A 17,818-nucleotide genomic window follows, 5' to 3' on the forward strand; every position below is an offset into this window, starting at 1 on the left:
GGTAGAAATCACCAGAGGACACGGTGTCCCGTACCAATTGACCAGTACAGGTGGCACTGAACTATCCTAACCCGTAGGAGGACGGGGTTTAATTGAATTTGATAGTCCAAAAAGGAAAATTCTGACTAGGATTAATAGTTACTCCTGTAATGTCATTTTGAGCAAAAGCATAGTCTTTATTTTGCCATAAAGGTATATAAGGCACTGCTTCTTTCAAAATAGTTTGAATTTCCCCAAAGGCAGTTTTACGAGCTTCGGAGTTAGTTTCTTCCCGTTGTTTGTCGATTAATTCATTCATTTTTGTACTATAGAAAAATGAGCCTTGAGTTTGCGCTCCTCCTTCGATACATCCTTGGGTGTCGTTACCGTTGGTGCATTGTAAAAATGGTTGAATATAGTTATCAGCGTCAAGAAAATCGGGGTACCAGTCACCAAGGAAACTAGGATAAATACCTTTACCTAAGTTACTAAAAGCGGTGGCACTTTCTACGGCATTGGGGATAAATTGAATTATACCTTCTAATTGTTGATCGGCGATCGCTTTTAAGGTAGCCGCCACACCGCTACGAGTTTTAGATGCGGAAGGATACCAAATTTCCACCACGGCGGGATTAGTCGCAGAAAAACCTGCTTTGGTTAATAATTCTTTCGCTTGGGTAATATTTGCTTCAGGGGAGGTGGTTTGGAAAACTGGTTGAGATACCTCGAAAACACTGGGAATTAAACTATAAAGAGGCTCGGATTGTCCTTGTAATACTCTTTCGATGATTAAGTTTCGATCGAGCAAAAGTGCGATCGCTTGTCGTACTTCAACTTGATCTAAAGGTTTTTGATTACGATTCAACACCATATAACTAACCACAGTACCAGAACCTTGAACCATTTGGAATTTTCCAGCGTTAGCATCTGACACTAAAGTAGTTATTTGCTCCGGTGCAAAAGTTTGATAGGCTACCTTTATCGCCCCCGTCAAAAAGCTATTGTAAAGGTTAGCAGAATTACCCGCATAAATTTGTAAATCGATACCCTCATTAACGGGTATTTCCCCCCAATAGTCAGGAAATACCTCCAATGTCACCGAATCACTATTAAACGCAGTTAACTTGTAGCGTCCTGTACCTATAAATTCATTGGGCTTAAACTGTCCTTCTCCTATAGTATAACTTTGAGGCGAAATAGCACAAGCACCGGGGAAGGCAAGTAAAGCAGAAAAAGCCGCAAAGGGTTTTTGTAGAGTGATAGTTAACTCATATTCTGCCGTAGCGGTGACATCTTTGATAGTATCTTTCAGTAAAAAAGAGGGTTTTCCTGCGTTTTGCATAAACCTATCTAAAGAAAACTTCATCGCTTCGGCGTTAAAGGGTGCATCATCATGAAACTTAACTCCCTGTCTCAAAGGGATAGTATAGGTTAAGCCATCATCGCTAATTTTTGGCAATTCTGTTGCCAGTAATGGCACTAATTCCGTTGTGCCTAATTGATAAGTATAAAGACTTTCACCCAAATTATAAATTAAATTTAACCCTGCTAATTCATAGCTGTCTGCTGGATCTAATGTTCTAGCTTTCAGGGTAGTTCCGATCGTAATTCTATTATCTGTGGTAGTAGGAGTAACTTGTTCTGATGGATTGCTATTACAAGCAACAATTAACCCAAAACAAATTAAAGAAACTCCAAGATACTTTAAAACTTTGACTATTTTTTTTATCATGAATTATTGTCTGGGAATTTTCCCAAAAGATAAAATGCTAGTTTATTTTAATGGAAAATAGTAATCAGGAATTAGTAATTAGGAATGAAACTGTGTTTCTCTAAAAAAAGAGAGGTTAAAGAATACATAATCAAGGTTTTGAGGCTTTATACAATAGACTTCGACCATAATTAGAAAAATGAGGGTTGAAACCCTTACTACAAACCAATAAAAAATCTTTTCTGGAGATGTCTAATAGACATCGATTTATTGATTAACTCCTAACTCATCGTTTCTAAACAAGTAGCATTAGTAAGATTTTGATCTACCGTGACAAGTATTAAATCATAATATACGGCTGTAGCTGCAATGAAGCGATCAGCTGGGTCTTGATGTACAAGGTCTAATTTTCGGCTTAAAATAGCTATATCAATGGATAAAGGTGCTTCCATGACATTTAATTCCTGTAAACTATCTCGAATCCATTGTTCTGGGGTAGGCTTTAGTATTACTCTTTGTTTTTCTCCTAATAGTAATGCTTCCCAAATAGTAACAGGACTTAGGTATAGTTTATTTGTTTCATCTTCTAGGGCTTCGATGACATTATTAGAAAGACGAGAATCCCCTAAAAGATACCAAAGCCAAATATGAGTATCTAATAAAAGTTTCATAATAAAATATCCCAAGCAACTAGATTAGATGTTGGCTCAACTATATCACCTAATATCGAGCCTCTATGTTTCATCGCCCCAAAGGTTGCCCTTTTTTTCTTTATCATGGGTTGAATAACAGCTAGTGGTTTTCCCTCTTGAGTTGTAATAGTTAGGCTATCCCCTGTTATTTGGACTTGGTTAACTAAGTTTTGGATGGTTTCAGGTAACTCTGATATGACTATTTGATTCATAAAAATTAGCCCTTAAAAATTATAATTTAGATGTTTAACGGTAACTTGCTATTCCTTTCCTCACATCAATTTTAGTAAAAGGATTAAAATGGAAGATCATCATCATCATCAACTTGGGGAATTTCAGGGCGATTGACAACTTTAATCTCAGGTTTTATGTCTGTTGATTTCGGCTCAACTGAAACAATTTCACCGTTAACACTTTTAGCTAAAATTGTTGCGGCATTTAGAGAATTTTGATCCCCATTTCCTCGATGAGAAATAACTGTTTCTTTTGGTTTTGAAGATGGAGAATTATTAGTTTTTGGAGTATAATCATTAACAGATTTAGTAGAAATAGAAGTTTTTGTTTCTTCTTCTTTTTTAGGCTCAAATTTTTCTGATTTTATATCTTTATTTTCTAATAAAACCACAGACATTTTTTTCCCAAAAACCTTAGAAAATCCTAGTTCAATATCTTTTTTTTGTTGATTACCTATTTCTAATAAAAATCTACTACCTACTGCTATTTTTACCATTTGCCCTTCAATACTAATAATTTGACAACTTTGTTTGATAAAAGATTTTGTGGTGACTTTTTCAATAGCTAAGGCAACTTTTTCTTTCACTTCAGAAAAGTCATTAAAATTGATTTGTTGAGTATTTTGTTCAAAATTTTGTTGAGTATTATTATTAACTTTATTAACAACTTTTGTGTTGGTAGATATTTTTTCTGCTGGAGTGTTGATGACTTGAATCGATGTATTTCCTGATGAATTAACTAAAGTGGCAGGTCCGATCGAACTGACATTAGCAGAAGGTAAAAGATTAAGCAAGGTAATTTCTAACCAAAGGCGAGGTTGAGTGGTGTTTCTAATTTGTACTTCACTATCTTTAAGTTTTTTCTGCCCCTGCAAAATATGGCTTAATTCCCATGTTTTCCCTTCTTCTATCAATTTTGACCAAGTTTCATCGGTAACGGCAACTAAATCGTTTCTATGGGGTGCTGACTTACTAATTAACAGGCTGAGGTAAAAATTAGCTAAGTTTTGTAACACAATCAAAGGTTCTCTACCTCGATCGAGCAGTTTTCGACATTGAGTAATCACATTTTCGGGGTTATCCGTGGCGATCGCCTGTATCAATTCCAACAAATCCTGTTCAGAAACCGCCCCTACCAAATCCCAGACTTTTTGGGGAGTTATAGTTTCTGATAATAGACTAAGTTGATCTAACAAACTTTGCGCGTCTCGCATTCCCCCGTTAGATAATTGAGCTACGATCGATAATGCTTCAACAGTAATATCAATATTTTCCTTCGTGGCAATATCCCGCAAATGAAGAATCATCGCATCTAAGGGAATACGGCGATAATCGAATCTTTGACAGCGAGAAATAATTGTCGGTAATACTCGTTGAGGATCGGTAGTTGCCAAAACAAAAATTACCCTAGAAGGAGGCTCTTCCAAAGTCTTTAAAAGGGCGTTAAATGCCGCCGTACTGAGCATATGACACTCATCGATAACATACACCTTATAACGACACTGAACCGGGGCAAATTGAGCTTTTTCGATGATTTCTCGAATATTATCAACCCCCGTATTACTAGCCGCATCAATCTCAATCACGTCTAAAGCCGAGCCATTAGTAATACTTCTACAGGCTTCACAAACTCCGCAAGGTTCATCCGTAGGTCGATCGCTTTGTAAACAATTAAGTGATTTAGCTAAAATTCGAGCGCTCGATGTTTTGCCTGTACCACGAGGACCACAAAATAGATAAGCTGGGACTATTTTTTCACTTTTGATGGCGTTAATGAGGGTTTGTGCGATCGCCTCCTGCCCTGCTAATTGAGCAAAAGTTTGAGGTCGATACTTGTGATGTAATGGCTCGTAAGTCATAATTTAGGTGATGCCAGAAAACGTAATTACTATATTGATTATACCTAAGTTCTACAGTAGGATTTTACTTATCTTTTAGCTTTTTTATCAAAATGGCAGTAAGTCCATTTTGCAGAACAAATAAACTATTAGTCTGAATAATTGCTTTTAATACCTAACACCTTTTTTAAGACATAATTTATCACGACGAGAAGTAAGAAAGCCGAATTTACTTGATATTTTCCGCAGAATTACGAGGAATTTTTTTGCGTTTTTCTACCACCATCAACAAAACATAAACAATCAATAAATATAATAAAACGAGAAAGGGAATTAACATGGCAATAAATCCTCCATTAATGGGTTATTAACTAAAATAATTGATTCGATCGTACAACACGATTAAAATCGATCGAGCTTAATAAATATAAAGATATAATTAAATAACTATCATCTTTAAAATTTTTACAACTTTATAAGTAAGATAAATAAAGGCTAAAAACCTTATATTATCAAAAATAATTGCTGAATAAAATACTGTAAAAAAAGAACAAATAATCTCAATTCTTTATCGAATATCTAAATAATAACCAAAATTAAAACAAAAATTTTTAAAAGTTTAATGATATTTTGTATAGAAAAATTGAATTGTAAAAAATAGTAGATTAAATCTAATATTTTAAATAAATATCAATCTAAATATTGAACCCATGAACAAAAATATCATTGTGAGTTAATCTGTTAATCAACTACCATCAATTAACCTTCCAAAAAATTCTTTGGTTATGATATAAATATACCGATTTACAGCTTGGGAAAAAGCATATTTTCTTTACTGACAAGTTTTAAAAAAATATACAATTTCACTTAATAATATGCCCAAAAAATTACCACCGACATTTTATAATCATAAAATTATCGACTATGAATTACTTAGGGACATTTAAGTATATTAAATCTTCTGCTCTTAGAATGAGAAACTAATTTCTTAAACTTACAAACAGAGTATGCAGTTAAATATTTACACTCTGAATTTTTTGCTTTGCCAGAGATTGTTAACCACACTTATAGAATAACATAAATTAACATAAAATTAGAAACAGGAAAAACTTTTTTTCTGAGTCATAATACCTAATAAATCGACAGTTTTAAGGTATATTAACTATGATTCAAAAGAAAAAAAACTTGAAGACGATCTCAGGAGGGGAATCCATAGCTTAAAATAATAATAAGATATGTGAACTTTCGTAAACTATTTTTATAAAAAACAACTACTTATCAATGACAACTGCAACCTCTCTATTTGACCCAGTAGAAAACGATTTATCGATACTCATAGATAATCTTACTAGCTTAGTACAGGCACAACATCCTATTTTAGGAGCGGCAGCAGAACATTTATTTAGTGCAGGAGGCAAAAGAATTAGACCTGCGATCGTGCTATTATTATCCCGTGCCACCATGAAAGGATTAGACATTACCCCTCGCCATAGAAGACTAGCAGAAATAACAGAAATGATACATACTGCTAGTTTAGTCCATGATGATGTAGTGGATGATGCAGAATTAAGAAGACAAGTTCCCACCGTCAACACTTTATTTGGTAATCGCATCGCCGTCTTAGCAGGAGACTTTCTGTTTGCGCAATCATCATGGTATTTAGCAAATTTAGATAACCTGCAAGTAGTAAAATTATTATCTGAGGTAATTAGAGATTTTGCCGAAGGAGAGATTCAGCAGGGATTAAGTTGTTTTGATACAGATGTTACTTTAGAAAAATATTTACAGAAAAGTTATTTTAAAACAGCGTCTCTGATAGCCAACAGTGGCAAAGCCGCCGTAATATTAAGCGATGCTGGAGAAGAAATTGCCAACAAAATCTATAGTTATGGGCGTAATTTGGGGTTAGCGTTTCAGATTGTAGATGACATCCTCGATTTTACCACCACCACAGAGATTTTAGGAAAACCTGCGGCTTCGGATTTAGCCAGTGGTAATTTAACAGCGCCTGTATTGTTTGCTATGGAAGAAAAACCTTCTTTAAAAATTTTGATAGAAAGAGAATTTAGTGAGGAGGGAGATTTACCACAGGCTTTAGATTTAATTAATCAGAGTCATGGTATCGAAAAAGCGAGGGCATTAGCTTATCAACATAGTCAATTAGCCTTAGAAGATTTGCAGTGTTTACCCAACTCTCCTGCGAAAGAATCCTTGATGGATTTAACCGATTATGTCTTGAGTCGAATCAAGTAATTAAGAGAATGAGTAATAGTATTCATTTAACTTTGTTTGTAGTAAGGGTTTTAACCCTGATTAATTAAAGGCTAAAGCCATCACTACAAACTTCTTGTATCGTTGATTATCTATCGAAAAAAGATATTTTCCCCTTTGCGTCTTTGCGTGAGATATTCAAAATTAATTGTTTTCCCATAAAACTAAATATTTATGTAAAATTAACATAATAAAAATGCAATAAAGTCTTAACTAGAGAAAATATGTATATAAATATACCTTTAATTACCAAATCTCATGAGAATATAGTGTGATCAAACAAAATATACATTGATTTTGCATCCCTTATATCTCGATAATGAATAAAAAAGTTACTACGGTTTGCCCTTATTGTGGCGTTGGTTGTGGGTTAGAAGTTTCCCCCCCCTCGTCAGGAAAAACTCTTAATTGTGACTCCCTTGGTAATCCGATTTGGAAGGTAATGGGCGATCGAACTCATCCTTCAAGTTTAGGTAAAGTGTGTGTCAAAGGGGCAACGGTAACGGAAGCAATGCACAAAAGTCGCTTAGAATATCCCCTTTATCGAGAAACATTAGAGCAGGAATTTCGACAAATTTCATGGGAAGAAGCCTATACTCTGATAGTCGATCGAATCAACACCGTAAGGGATACTATGGGAGTTGATGGTATTTGTATCTATGGTTCAGGGCAGTTTCAAACAGAAGACTATTATATTGCTCAAAAATTAATGAAGGGCTGTTTAGGCACAAATAATTTTGATGCTAATTCCCGTTTATGTATGTCTTCAGCAGTGTCGGGTTATATCGGTAGTTTTGGCAGTGATGGGCCTCCTTGTACCTACGAAGATTTAGAATTAACAGACTGCGCTTTTTTAGTGGGTACGAATACCGCAGAATGTCACCCCATCGTTTTTAACCGTTTTCGGGCATATCATAAGAAAAATGACCATGTTAAGTTAATAGTAGTCGATCCTCGTGGTACTGCTACAGCAGAAGTAGCTGATCTTCATTTAGCGATAAATCCGGGTACGGATATTGATTTATTTAACGGTATCGCCTATTTACTTTTACAGTGGAATCTTCTTGATCATGATTTTATTGATCATCATACGAACAATTTTACTCAATTTAAAGAAGTTATTTTACAGTATCCCCCTCACATTGTCGCTGAAAAATGTGGGATTTCGATCGAACATTTAGAAACCTGCGCTCGTTATTGGGCAGAATCAGAAAAAGTGCTATCTTTGTGGTCAATGGGCTTAAATCAGTCTTCCGAAGGTACAGCCAAGGTAAGAGGCTTGATAAATTTGCATCTGATGACAGGTAAAATCGGTAAAGAGGGCAGTGGTGCTTTTTCTTTAACGGGGCAACCCAACGCTATGGGAGGTAGAGAAGCAGGGGGTTTAGCACAACTTCTACCCGGTTATCGCAGTGTTTTGAATCCGCAACATCGTCAAGAGGTTGAACAATTATGGGGTTTACCGCTCGGTTCGATCGATGATAAAGTGGGTAAGACAGTATGGGAAATGATTACAGGTTTAGAAACCGAAGAAGTAGGTTTATTTTGGATTGCTGCCACAAATCCAGTCGTAAGTATGCCAGATTTAGAGCGTACTAAAAAAGCCTTATTAAAATCTCCCTTCACAGTATATCAAGAGGCTTACTATCCTACAGAAACATCCCATTATGCCCATTTACTGTTACCTGGGGCGCAATGGAGCGAAAAAGCGGGTACAATGACAAACTCAGAAAGGGTTGTGACTTATTGTCCACAATTCAATCCAGCACAAACACAAGCAAAACCAGACTGGGAAATCTTTGCCGAAGTCGGAAGAAGACTAGGATTTGAGCAGTATTTTAACTTTGAAAATGCCTCCCAAGTATATCGAGAATTTGTCAGTTTAACTAAAAATCGCCCTTGTGATGTGTCGGGATTAAGTCATGAGCTTTTAGCAGAATATGGAGCGATACAATGGCCTTTTCCTGAAGGGAGTAATCCTGAGCATCGTTACGGTAGAAGACTTTACACGGATTTAAAATTTCACACTGATAACGGTAAAGCTAACTTTTCAGCTTACCATAGTCGAGGATTAGCTGAACCCCCTAACCCTGATTATCCTTTTGTGTTAACCGTTGGGCGGTTATATGGGCATTGGCACACTATGACCAGAACTGGTAGAATTGATAAAATAGTAAAAATGCACCCTGAACCTTTTATCGAAATTCACCCTAAAGATGCACAACAGCTTAATTTACAAGATAACGATTTTGTCAAGGTTGAATCTATTCGGGGAGAGGGTAAGTTCAAGGTTAAGATAACACGATCGATCTCTCCCAAAACCGTATTTGTACCCATGCACTGGGGTTTTTTGTGGGCAGATAACGCTGAAGCTAACAGTTTAACTCATTCTGAGGCTTGTCCCATTTCCAAGCAACCCGAATTGAAAGCCTGTGCCGTGAAAATAATGAAGGATGAGGAATGAGGAATGGACAATTAAAAACTCAAATGGTAAAATCTGCAAATTTTTCGATACAACGAGCAAAAATTTCTACTCCCAAACTCAACACAGTTTCATCAAAATCAAAACGAGGATGATGATGAGGATAGTTTAACCCTTTTCCTTCATTGGCAGAACCTAAAAAGAAATAACAACCGGGTATTTCTTGTAAAAAGAATGACATATCTTCCCCCCCCATAGTCTGACATTCAGGCACAACTCCTAAAGGGGTTTCTACTACTTCTAACGCTACGGATTTAACTAATTGAGTAATACGAGAATTGTTGATCACTGGGGGATAAAGTTGCCAGTAGTCAAGTTCATATTTTGCCCCGTGACTCTCACAAATTCCTTTAATAATTGCCTCGATTCTCTCACCGATTAATTTTTCTAGTTTAGGGTTAAAATAACGCACTGTACCACTCATTTTAGCGGTATCGGCAATGACGTTTAAGGCTGTACCAGCATGAAATTGTCCTACTGTCACCACCGCAGAATCGATGGGACTTATATTTCGAGATACGATCGACTGTAAACCATTAATAATTTGTGCACCTAAAACCACCGAATCAACGGTTTGATGGGGCATTGCACCGTGTCCTCCCTTCCCAAATAAGGTACATTTAAAACACTCCACCGCCGCCATTAATGCCCCCTCCCTAACTCCGATCGTACCGACGGGTAAGTTATTCCACAAATGTAGTCCTATAATAGCGTCCACACGAGGATTAGTTAACACCCCTGCTTCAATCATCGGTTTAGCACCACCTGGTCCTTCCTCCGCAGGTTGAAAAATAATTTTAACTGTTCCTTGCCATTTATCTCGATTGTGGGCTAAATAGTGGGCAATGCCGAGGGCGATCGCTGTATGTCCATCATGACCGCAACCGTGCATAATACCTTTATGTTTGGAGCAGTAAGCCACCTGATTTTCCTCTTGAATGGGTAAAGCATCCATATCGGCACGAATGGCTAAAACTTTCCCCTCATGGTTACTGTGAATAGTGGCAACAATGCCTGTTTTTGCAACTTGGGTTTGATAATCAATACCCCAATCGCTGAGTTTTTCGGCAATAAAATCGGCGGTTAATATTTCTTGAAAACCCAACTCAGGATATTGATGTAGTCTGCGTCTCCAGTGTACTAATTGGGGTTGTAGTTGTGCAATTTCTGCTCTAATTGCCGATGATTCGATCGAATAATCTAAGGTGATGGTATTAGACATAAAATTTATATAATGGCTACTTCTATTGATTGTATCACATCGAATTATGGAGTTTAGAAGGCGGTGGATTAATTTACCCCTTGATAAACTCTCATTGCTAAGAAAGATTTGAACTAGATTAAAGCATCAGCAGTGGTAGGAGAAGAAGCCATTTGTTCTAGTTTTTCCTGTTGATCTTGTCCTATACAAGCCTGTATCACATCTTCTATTTTTCCTTCTAAGACAGTATTGAGATCAAAGTTTCTTCCTAATCGATGATCCGTAGCTCGATTATCTTTATAATTATAGGTGCGAATTTTCTCCGATCGAGAGCCAGTACCCACTTGAGAACGGCGTAAATCCGTTACTTCACTTTGTTGCTCCTTCATTTTGATGTCATAGAGTTTTGCTCGTAAAATCTGCATAGCGCGTTCACGGTTTTTTAACTGCGATCGTTCCTCCGTACAAAAAACCCTAATTCCCGTTGGTTTGTGCATCAAATCCACCGCCGTTTCTACCTTGTTCACGTTTTGCCCACCTGCACCCCCCGATCGAGCGGTTGTCATCTCAATGTCTTTAGGATCAATATGAACCTCCACTTCATCCACTTCAGGCATGATTGCCACCGTTGCCGTAGAAGTGTGAACTCGTCCTCCCGCTTCCGTTAAAGGTACACGCTGAACTCGATGAACTCCTGCCTCAAACTTCAGTTTACTATAAACACTATCCCCCGTAATTTCCAAAATTGCTTCCTTAAACCCCCCCATTTCCGCAGGAGACTCACTCAACAACTTCACATTCCAATTCACCGTTTCGGCATAACGAGAGTACATCCGCACTAAATCCCCGGCCCAAATACTAGCTTCATCTCCCCCTGTACCTGCTCGAATTTCCAACATAATGTTTTTGTCATCATTAGGATCACGAGGTAATAGTAATAGTTTGAGTTGTTTTTCTAAATCCTTGATTTGTGCGTCTAACTCCTCAATTTCTAACCCAGCTAACTCCTTCATTTCTGGGTCTGCGTTAGACTCTTTATAGATTTCCCTTGCACCCTTTAAATCTTCTTGGGCTTTTTGCCACTCTTGATAAGCTATTACCGTATCTTCTAAGGACGATCGCATTTTTGCCACTTTTTGCAATTCATCGGGATTAGTCGCAATATCTGGGTCTCCCAAACGGCGAGTTAATTCCATAAAGGTACTCTCAACGGACGCTAATTTGTCTAATAGATAAGATTCAGCCATAATATACTTAAAATAAACTATAAATAATTGTTTTTGATGTTAAGACTATGTTTTAAATTTGATTCTTTGTACATCAATTTATAAAATATGTCCAAGACAATTAGTCATTCTTAGACATAGAAAATAAGGATTTTTTCTACCATTTTAACAGATTTATAACACCGCTCCTAAAAACTTGAACAAACTTGGACATCATGAAAATAAGTAGGGGTTGCTGAAAAAGTTTTTTGATGAGGATAGGTATTAGGTGTTAGGTATTAGGTTAAAGAATGAAAAATCAAGGTTTTGAGCCTTTGCATAATATAAAAAAATATAGAGATATTATTAAAAATAAGGTCAAAAGTGTCGAATTTTTGAATAAAAATCCTTAAAATTGCGCACTTTTTTCTTAATGTATTATGCCTAAACCCTTGATTTTAATAGCTTTCTGAGTTATTCAGCAAACCCTCGAATAGCTTAGGTACGGTTTTCCCCCCTTGTCCACTTTCCCCGTGAAAAGCAATCTCAAGAATTTATTAATTCAAGTAATTCTGATTCATTGATAATTTTTAAGTTTAATTTTAGGGCTTTTTCTAACTTTGAACCTGCATCTTCTCCCACTACTACATAATTAATTTTGCTACTAATACTACCCGACACTTTTCCTCCTGCGGATTCAATTAATTTTTTAGCATCATTTCTCTTTAAAGTTGGCAATGTTCCTGTTAAAATAAAGGTTTTATTGGATAATTTTTTCTTAGAGTCACTATGATTATTTTCTTGTTGTAAATTAAGATTTAAACTTCTCAATTCTTCAACTAAAGTTATATTTTCAGAAATACTTGACCATTCTAAAATAGAATTAGTAATTTCTTCTCCTATGCCATAAATAAGTTCTAAATCTTCTTTTTTGGCTTTAATTAAGTTATCAATACTATGTAAATTATTGACTAATATTTGAGCATTACTAGCACCCACATAACGGATTCCTAAACCATATAAAACTCGATGAAAAGGTTGTTTTTTACTATGTTCAATAGCGGTAATTAATTTTTGGGCAGATTTTTCTCCCATGCGTTCTAAATCTGCTATTTCAAAGGTTTGTAATTTATATAAATCAGCGATCGATTTTACCAATTTATAGTCTAAAAGGGAGATAATAACTTTTTCACCTAACCCTCGAATATCCATCGCATCTCGACTTGCCCAATGAATCAAACTACCCCGCAAAATGGCAGGACAAGAACTATTAACGCAACGGGTAACGGCTTCTTTGTCAGGGCGCACTAAAATTGAATTACATTCTGGGCAATGACTAGGCATTTCGTAAGGTTGACTCTCCGTAGGGCGCAAGTCTTTAATTACTTCCACTACTTCGGGGATAATTTCCCCAGCTTTGCGAATAATCACGGTATCTCCCACTCTAATATCTAATTCTCGCACTCGATCGAGATTATGTAAAGTAGCTCTTTGCACGATCGTGCCTCCTAAAGTCACAGGTTTCATAATTGCAAGAGGAGTTACAGCACCAGTGCGCCCCACATTGACAATAATTTTTTCTACGGTAGTTGTCATTTCCTCCGCAGGATACTTAACCGCAATCGCCCAACGGGGAAATTTTTGCGTAAAACCTAACTCATTTTGTAAGGTAAATTGATTGATTTTTACCACCACTCCATCAGTCATATAGGGTAATTTTTTTCGCTTTATTTCCCATGTATCAAGATATTGTTTGACTTGGTTTAAATCTGTAAAAACTTGATAATTAGGATTGACTAAAAAGCCAATTTGTTGTAAAAATTTGAGAGCTTGATCTTGGGTATCTAATAAATTATTATCAGGATTAAAATAAACATTATAAGCAAAAAATTGTAACTTTCTTTCACTAACAATTTTCGGATCTAATTGTCTCAAAGTTCCCGCCGTTGCATTACGAGGATTAGCGAATAAATTTTCTTGATTTTTCTCTCTTTCTTCGTTGATACGATTAAATTCTTCTAAGGGTAAAAAAGCCTCTCCTCTCACTTCTAAAATAGGAGGAGGATTATCCATATTTAATCTTAAAGGGATCGATCGAATTGTGCGTAAATTATGGGTTATGTCTTCCCCCGTGACACCATCTCCCCTTGTCAAACCCCTAATAAAAATTCCATTTTTGTAGGTTAAAGCAATAGCTGAACCATCTATTTTTAACTCACAATTATAGTTAAATTTAGGGATATTTTCTAGTTGTCTTTGCCAACGATTTTGCCAATTATTTAACTCCTCAAAATTAAAAGCATTTTCTAAACTATAAAGAGGTATATTATGCTTAACAGAATTAAATTGTTTATCCAATTTATCCCCAACTCTTTGGGTTGGACTATCCGCAGTAATTAAATTAGGATATTCATTCTCTAAATCCTGCAATTCTCGATAAAGTTGATCATAAATAGTATCCTCCATAATAGGATTATCTAATACATAATAGGCATAACTTGCCTCCTGTAATTTAGCCTTTAATTGTTCAGCTCGATCTATATTAATATTTTCCATGACTAAAATTTAGATATATTTTCTAGTTATAACAAAATCAATGATCGATCGAAAACTTAGATTTTGCATCATAGCTTTACTCTTGAGTAAGTCAAGATTATAGTTATATTAGGGGAAAGAGATTTAAAAGAACAAAAAAGATTAGTTGAGTAATCATTAAGAGTAAGATAAAATGAATATACAAGAAACAGTGCTAGATAACTTAAAGGATTTAACCGTTGACAAACAAAAAACAGTGCTAGATTTTGTCAAATTTTTAAGATTTCAACAGGAGACTCAAACCCCTTCCAATTATACTTTAAAGGGATTATGGGCTGATCTTGATTTTTCCGTAACGGAAGATGATATTACTTCTATTAGACAAGAAATGTGGAGTACTTTTGCGGAGGATTTAGATGAATTAGTTCTATAGTACTTGATACTCATGCTGTTATTTGGTATTTGTTGGAGTCTCCAAAATTGTCTGTTAACGCCTTGAAAGCAATCGATTCCGCCTATATCATTTACTTTAGTGCTATTACAGTCATCGAAATAACTTATCTAACGGAAAAGGAGAAAATTCCTCAACTAGCATTGAAACGTCTTTTAATTGCCTTAAATGAGCCTTCTGGTAATTGGAAAATTATACCCATAGATTTAGATATAGCCTTGTCTTTATCTGAAATCGATCGACAGATAGTGCCAGAAATGCCCGATAGAATTATAACGGCTACAGCGTTATATCTGAATCTTCCTCTCGTTACCCGTGATACTAAAATTACAGCATCAATTGTTAATACTATTTGGTAAGACAACTCCTCATTTCTCCTTCCCAATTCCTAATTCCTTGAGAGATAGTTTAAATCGTGCTAAACTGTTAAGAACGATCGTTCTTGATAAAAAGATCATTTAAGGGCTAAAAACCCAAAAAAAAGCCTTAAACAGAGGAATTATATATAATATATGAGTACAGAAATTCAGACTACAAACTACGGTGCAGAACAAATTCAAGTACTGGAAGGCTTAGAACCAGTCAGAAAGCGTCCGGGTATGTACATCGGAACTACAGGACCGAGAGGATTACACCATCTAGTTTATGAAGTAGTTGATAATTCGATCGATGAGGCTTTAGCTGGTCACTGTAGTCATATTGAAATAGAACTTAACGCCGATGGTTCAGTCTCCGTCACCGATGATGGTAGAGGTATCCCTACAGATATTCACCCCACCACCAACAAATCAGCCTTAGAAACCGTGATGACAGTGCTTCACGCAGGAGGAAAATTCGGAGGCGGTGGTTATAAAGTATCAGGTGGTTTACACGGTGTTGGGATTTCTGTCGTTAACGCCCTCTCCGAATGGGTACAAGTTACAGTAAAGCGTCAACAAAAGATTTTCACCCAACGTTATGAAAGGGGTAATGCCGTTACAGAATTGATACCCAATCCTAACCCTGATAATTCTACAGGTACATCCATCAGTTTTTTACCTGATAACCAAATTTTCACCGAAACTACCGAATTTGATTATAACACCCTCTCAGGGCGACTCAGAGAATTAGCTTACCTCAACGCAGGAGTTAAAATTACCTTCAGCGATCGACGTGTTACCCCCGAACATATCGAAACCTATTGTTATGAAGGGGGTATCAGAGAATATGTCACCTACATGACAAGGGAAAAAGAAGCCCTCCACGAAGATATTATCTATGTAGAAGGAGAGAAAAACGGCGTACAAGTAGAAGTCGCTTTTCAGTGGTGTATTGACTCCTATAGCGACACTATTTTAGGTTTTGCGAATAATATTCGTACCATTGACGGGGGTACACACTTAGAAGGTTTAAAAACCGTCTTAACTCGTACCGTTAATAACGTGGCGCGTAAAAGAAATAAAATTAAGGAAAATGAGCCAAACTTAGGGGGAGAAAACGTCAGAGAAGGCTTAACGGCTGTAATCTCTGTGAAAGTTCCAGAGCCTGAATTTGAAGGGCAAACCAAGACAAAATTAGGTAACTCCGAAGTAAGAGGTATTGTGGATTCCTTAGTAGGGGAAGTTTTAAACGACTATTTAGAGCGTAATCCTGCCGTAGCCGATAGCGTCATTGACAAAGCAATTCAAGCCTTTAAAGCCGCCGATGCCGCCAGACGTGCCAGAGAATTAGTGCGCCGTAAATCGGTGTTAGAATCTTCACCCCTACCGGGTAAATTAGCCGATTGTAGCTCTCGTGATCCTTCTGAATCAGAGATATTTCTTGTAGAAGGTGATAGTGCAGGTGGTAGTGCTAAACAAGGGCGCGATCGACGTTTTCAAGCTATCTTGCCTTTGCGTGGTAAAATCTTGAACATCGAAAAAACCGATGACGCAAAAATTTATAAAAATAACGAGATTCAATCCTTAATTACTGCTTTGGGTTTAGGTATTCGAGGGGATGAATTTGATCCTACTCAACTACGTTATCATCATATCGTCATCATGACTGACGCTGATGTGGATGGTGCACACATCCGTACTCTTTTGTTAACATTCTTCTATCGTTATCAACGGGCATTAGTAGAGGAAGGATACATTTATATTGCTTGTCCTCCGTTATATAAATTAGAAAGAGGTAAAAATCATTTCTATTGCTATAGCGATCGAGAGTTACAACAAAAAATCGCTGAATTTCCTGCCAATGCTAACTACAATATTCAACGATTTAAGGGATTGGGAGAGATGATGCCCCAACAGTTGTGGGATACAACCATGAATCCTGAAACCCGTATGATGAAACGAGTAGAAATTGAAGATGCCGCCCAAGCTGATCATATTTTCACTGTATTAATGGGCGATCGAGTTGCACCACGTCGAGAATTTATCGAAACACACGGACCAAGATTAAATTTAACACAGTTAGACGTATAATTGTAGGGTGGGCAATGCCCACCTTTTTTTTATTCATTAATCAAAAATAATTTAATAAAGAATTATGGAAATACAAACATTAATTAATGATGCGATGAAAATAACAGGTTTAAAAACCGAAAAAGAAGTAATTGAATTAAGTTTAAAAACTTTAATTAACCTTAAACAACAAGAAAAAATTAAAGAATTTAAAGGAAAATTAAAATGGGAGGGAAATCTTGAGGAAATGAGGTTTGATTAATGATTTTAGTCGATTCTAGCGTCTGGATTGATTATTTTAATGGTAGTGAAACAGAGGAGGTGAGAAAATTAGATTTATATTTAGCAACTCATCCCGTAGCCATTGGAGATATTATCTTAACTGAAGTGTTACAAGGGTTTAAAAACGATCGAGATTATCAAACAGCAAAAACTTTATTAACTTCTCTAACTATTTATTCTTTATTAGGTATTGAATTAGCCATAAAAAGTGCAGAAAATTATAGATATTTAAGAAAACAAGGCATTACTATTAGAAAAACTAATGATGTAATTATTGCCACTTTTTGCATAGAAAATAATCTTCCTCTCCTGTTTTCCGATCGAGATTTTCAACCTTTTATCAACTACTTAGATTTGATTCCTGTCTAGTTGAAGTACATTTGTGCTATGAGTAATTTCCGCCTTTTTCTTTTGGTCAATAATATAAACATCCAACAAATTTAATGTAATCAAAACATGACTATTATGTAACTATTATTATTGTTTTTTCTGTTAATATGTGATAATTT

At 36.1% G+C, this 17,818-nt stretch carries 14 protein-coding genes; 7 read left to right on the plus strand and 7 right to left on the minus strand.

The window, feature by feature from the left end:
• Positions 1-88: 88 nt before the first annotated feature.
• The 4 genes from SYN6308_RS12985 to SYN6308_RS13000 all read right to left on the minus strand — a co-directional run bounded on the left by SYN6308_RS12985 (position 89) and on the right by SYN6308_RS13000 (position 4,474).
• Positions 89-1,711, minus strand: coding sequence for an ABC transporter substrate-binding protein (locus tag SYN6308_RS12985; protein WP_017294879.1), 1,623 nt, complete (start codon positions 1,709-1,711; stop codon positions 89-91).
• Between the two features lie 260 nt (positions 1,712-1,971).
• Positions 1,972-2,361 carry a type II toxin-antitoxin system VapC family toxin gene (locus SYN6308_RS12990; protein WP_017294880.1) on the minus strand — a complete coding sequence of 130 codons (390 nt, stop codon included), beginning with the start codon at positions 2,359-2,361 and terminating at the stop codon, positions 1,972-1,974.
• Positions 2,358-2,594: a hypothetical protein gene (locus tag SYN6308_RS12995; RefSeq protein WP_017294881.1), complete on the minus strand. Its 237-nt coding sequence runs from the start codon at positions 2,592-2,594 to the stop codon at positions 2,358-2,360. Before SYN6308_RS12995 ends, SYN6308_RS12990 begins: the two co-directional genes overlap by 4 nt.
• Before the next feature lie 83 nt (positions 2,595-2,677).
• Positions 2,678-4,474 (minus strand): DNA polymerase III subunit gamma/tau, encoded by a 1,797-nt coding sequence (locus SYN6308_RS13000; RefSeq protein ID WP_017294882.1) that lies wholly within the window; start codon positions 4,472-4,474, stop codon positions 2,678-2,680.
• A 1,260-nt stretch (positions 4,475-5,734) separates the two neighbouring features.
• Between SYN6308_RS13000 and sds the strand changes: the two genes are divergently transcribed.
• Positions 5,735-6,706, plus strand: coding sequence for a solanesyl diphosphate synthase (gene sds / locus SYN6308_RS13010; protein ID WP_017294884.1), 972 nt, complete (start codon positions 5,735-5,737; stop codon positions 6,704-6,706).
• A 337-nt stretch (positions 6,707-7,043) separates the two neighbouring features.
• On the plus strand, positions 7,044-9,188 hold the full coding sequence (locus SYN6308_RS22435; protein ID WP_017294885.1) for a molybdopterin oxidoreductase family protein: 2,145 nt from the start codon (positions 7,044-7,046) through the stop codon (positions 9,186-9,188).
• Between the two features lie 19 nt (positions 9,189-9,207).
• Here SYN6308_RS22435 and SYN6308_RS13020 read toward each other — a convergent pair whose 3' ends face one another.
• From SYN6308_RS13020 to ligA, 3 genes are all read right to left on the minus strand, one after another.
• Entirely contained in the window at positions 9,208-10,428 is a 1,221-nt protein-coding gene (locus SYN6308_RS13020) for a M20 metallopeptidase family protein (protein ID WP_017294886.1), read from the minus strand.
• Between the two features lie 113 nt (positions 10,429-10,541).
• Complete coding sequence (gene prfA / locus SYN6308_RS13025; RefSeq protein WP_017294887.1) at positions 10,542-11,654, minus strand: peptide chain release factor 1; 1,113 nt, start codon at positions 11,652-11,654, stop codon at positions 10,542-10,544.
• 504 nt (positions 11,655-12,158) lie between these two features.
• Positions 12,159-14,168, minus strand: coding sequence for an NAD-dependent DNA ligase LigA (ligA, locus tag SYN6308_RS13035; RefSeq protein ID WP_017294889.1), 2,010 nt, complete (start codon positions 14,166-14,168; stop codon positions 12,159-12,161).
• A gap of 172 nt (positions 14,169-14,340) precedes the next feature.
• Here ligA and SYN6308_RS13040 point away from each other — a divergent pair, with 172 nt between their 5' ends.
• The 5 genes from SYN6308_RS13040 to vapC all read left to right on the plus strand — a co-directional run bounded on the left by SYN6308_RS13040 (position 14,341) and on the right by vapC (position 17,678).
• The gene (locus SYN6308_RS13040) at positions 14,341-14,580 is read left to right on the plus strand and encodes a hypothetical protein (protein ID WP_017294890.1); all 240 of its coding nucleotides are present in this window, start codon (positions 14,341-14,343) and stop codon (positions 14,578-14,580) included.
• Between the two features lie 47 nt (positions 14,581-14,627).
• Positions 14,628-14,957: a type II toxin-antitoxin system VapC family toxin gene (locus SYN6308_RS13045; RefSeq protein WP_237741216.1), complete on the plus strand. Its 330-nt coding sequence runs from the start codon at positions 14,628-14,630 to the stop codon at positions 14,955-14,957.
• A 153-nt stretch (positions 14,958-15,110) separates the two neighbouring features.
• Positions 15,111-17,048: a DNA topoisomerase (ATP-hydrolyzing) subunit B gene (gyrB, locus tag SYN6308_RS13050; RefSeq protein ID WP_017294892.1), complete on the plus strand. Its 1,938-nt coding sequence runs from the start codon at positions 15,111-15,113 to the stop codon at positions 17,046-17,048.
• Between the two features lie 64 nt (positions 17,049-17,112).
• Positions 17,113-17,289 carry a type II toxin-antitoxin system VapB family antitoxin gene (locus SYN6308_RS13055; RefSeq protein WP_017294893.1) on the plus strand — a complete coding sequence of 59 codons (177 nt, stop codon included), beginning with the start codon at positions 17,113-17,115 and terminating at the stop codon, positions 17,287-17,289.
• The gene (gene vapC, locus SYN6308_RS13060) at positions 17,289-17,678 is read left to right on the plus strand and encodes a type II toxin-antitoxin system VapC family toxin (protein ID WP_017294894.1); all 390 of its coding nucleotides are present in this window, start codon (positions 17,289-17,291) and stop codon (positions 17,676-17,678) included. The genes SYN6308_RS13055 and vapC overlap by 1 nt, the downstream gene beginning before the upstream one ends.
• Positions 17,679-17,818 lie beyond the last annotated feature (140 nt).

The sequence above is a fragment of the Geminocystis herdmanii PCC 6308 genome (assembly GCF_000332235.1).
Lineage (GTDB): Bacteria > Cyanobacteriota > Cyanobacteriia > Cyanobacteriales > Cyanobacteriaceae > Geminocystis > Geminocystis herdmanii.

What these genes read in the sequence shown, in the direction of transcription:
- gyrB (WP_017294892.1), top strand. Translation starts at nt 15,111, where the DNA reads ATGAGTACAGAAATTCAGACTACAAACTACGGTGCAGAACAAATTCAA.
- SYN6308_RS13000 (WP_017294882.1), bottom strand. Translation starts at nt 4,474, where the DNA reads ATGACTTACGAGCCATTACATCACAAGTATCGACCTCAAACTTTTGCT.
- SYN6308_RS12990 (WP_017294880.1), bottom strand. Translation starts at nt 2,361, where the DNA reads ATGAAACTTTTATTAGATACTCATATTTGGCTTTGGTATCTTTTAGGG.
- SYN6308_RS12995 (WP_017294881.1), bottom strand. Translation starts at nt 2,594, where the DNA reads ATGAATCAAATAGTCATATCAGAGTTACCTGAAACCATCCAAAACTTA.
- vapC (WP_017294894.1), top strand. Translation starts at nt 17,289, where the DNA reads ATGATTTTAGTCGATTCTAGCGTCTGGATTGATTATTTTAATGGTAGT.
- sds (WP_017294884.1), top strand. Translation starts at nt 5,735, where the DNA reads ATGACAACTGCAACCTCTCTATTTGACCCAGTAGAAAACGATTTATCG.
- SYN6308_RS22435 (WP_017294885.1), top strand. Translation starts at nt 7,044, where the DNA reads ATGAATAAAAAAGTTACTACGGTTTGCCCTTATTGTGGCGTTGGTTGT.
- SYN6308_RS13040 (WP_017294890.1), top strand. Translation starts at nt 14,341, where the DNA reads ATGAATATACAAGAAACAGTGCTAGATAACTTAAAGGATTTAACCGTT.
- SYN6308_RS12985 (WP_017294879.1), bottom strand. Translation starts at nt 1,711, where the DNA reads ATGATAAAAAAAATAGTCAAAGTTTTAAAGTATCTTGGAGTTTCTTTA.
- ligA (WP_017294889.1), bottom strand. Translation starts at nt 14,168, where the DNA reads ATGGAAAATATTAATATAGATCGAGCTGAACAATTAAAGGCTAAATTA.
- prfA (WP_017294887.1), bottom strand. Translation starts at nt 11,654, where the DNA reads ATGGCTGAATCTTATCTATTAGACAAATTAGCGTCCGTTGAGAGTACC.
- SYN6308_RS13020 (WP_017294886.1), bottom strand. Translation starts at nt 10,428, where the DNA reads ATGTCTAATACCATCACCTTAGATTATTCGATCGAATCATCGGCAATT.
- SYN6308_RS13055 (WP_017294893.1), top strand. Translation starts at nt 17,113, where the DNA reads ATGGAAATACAAACATTAATTAATGATGCGATGAAAATAACAGGTTTA.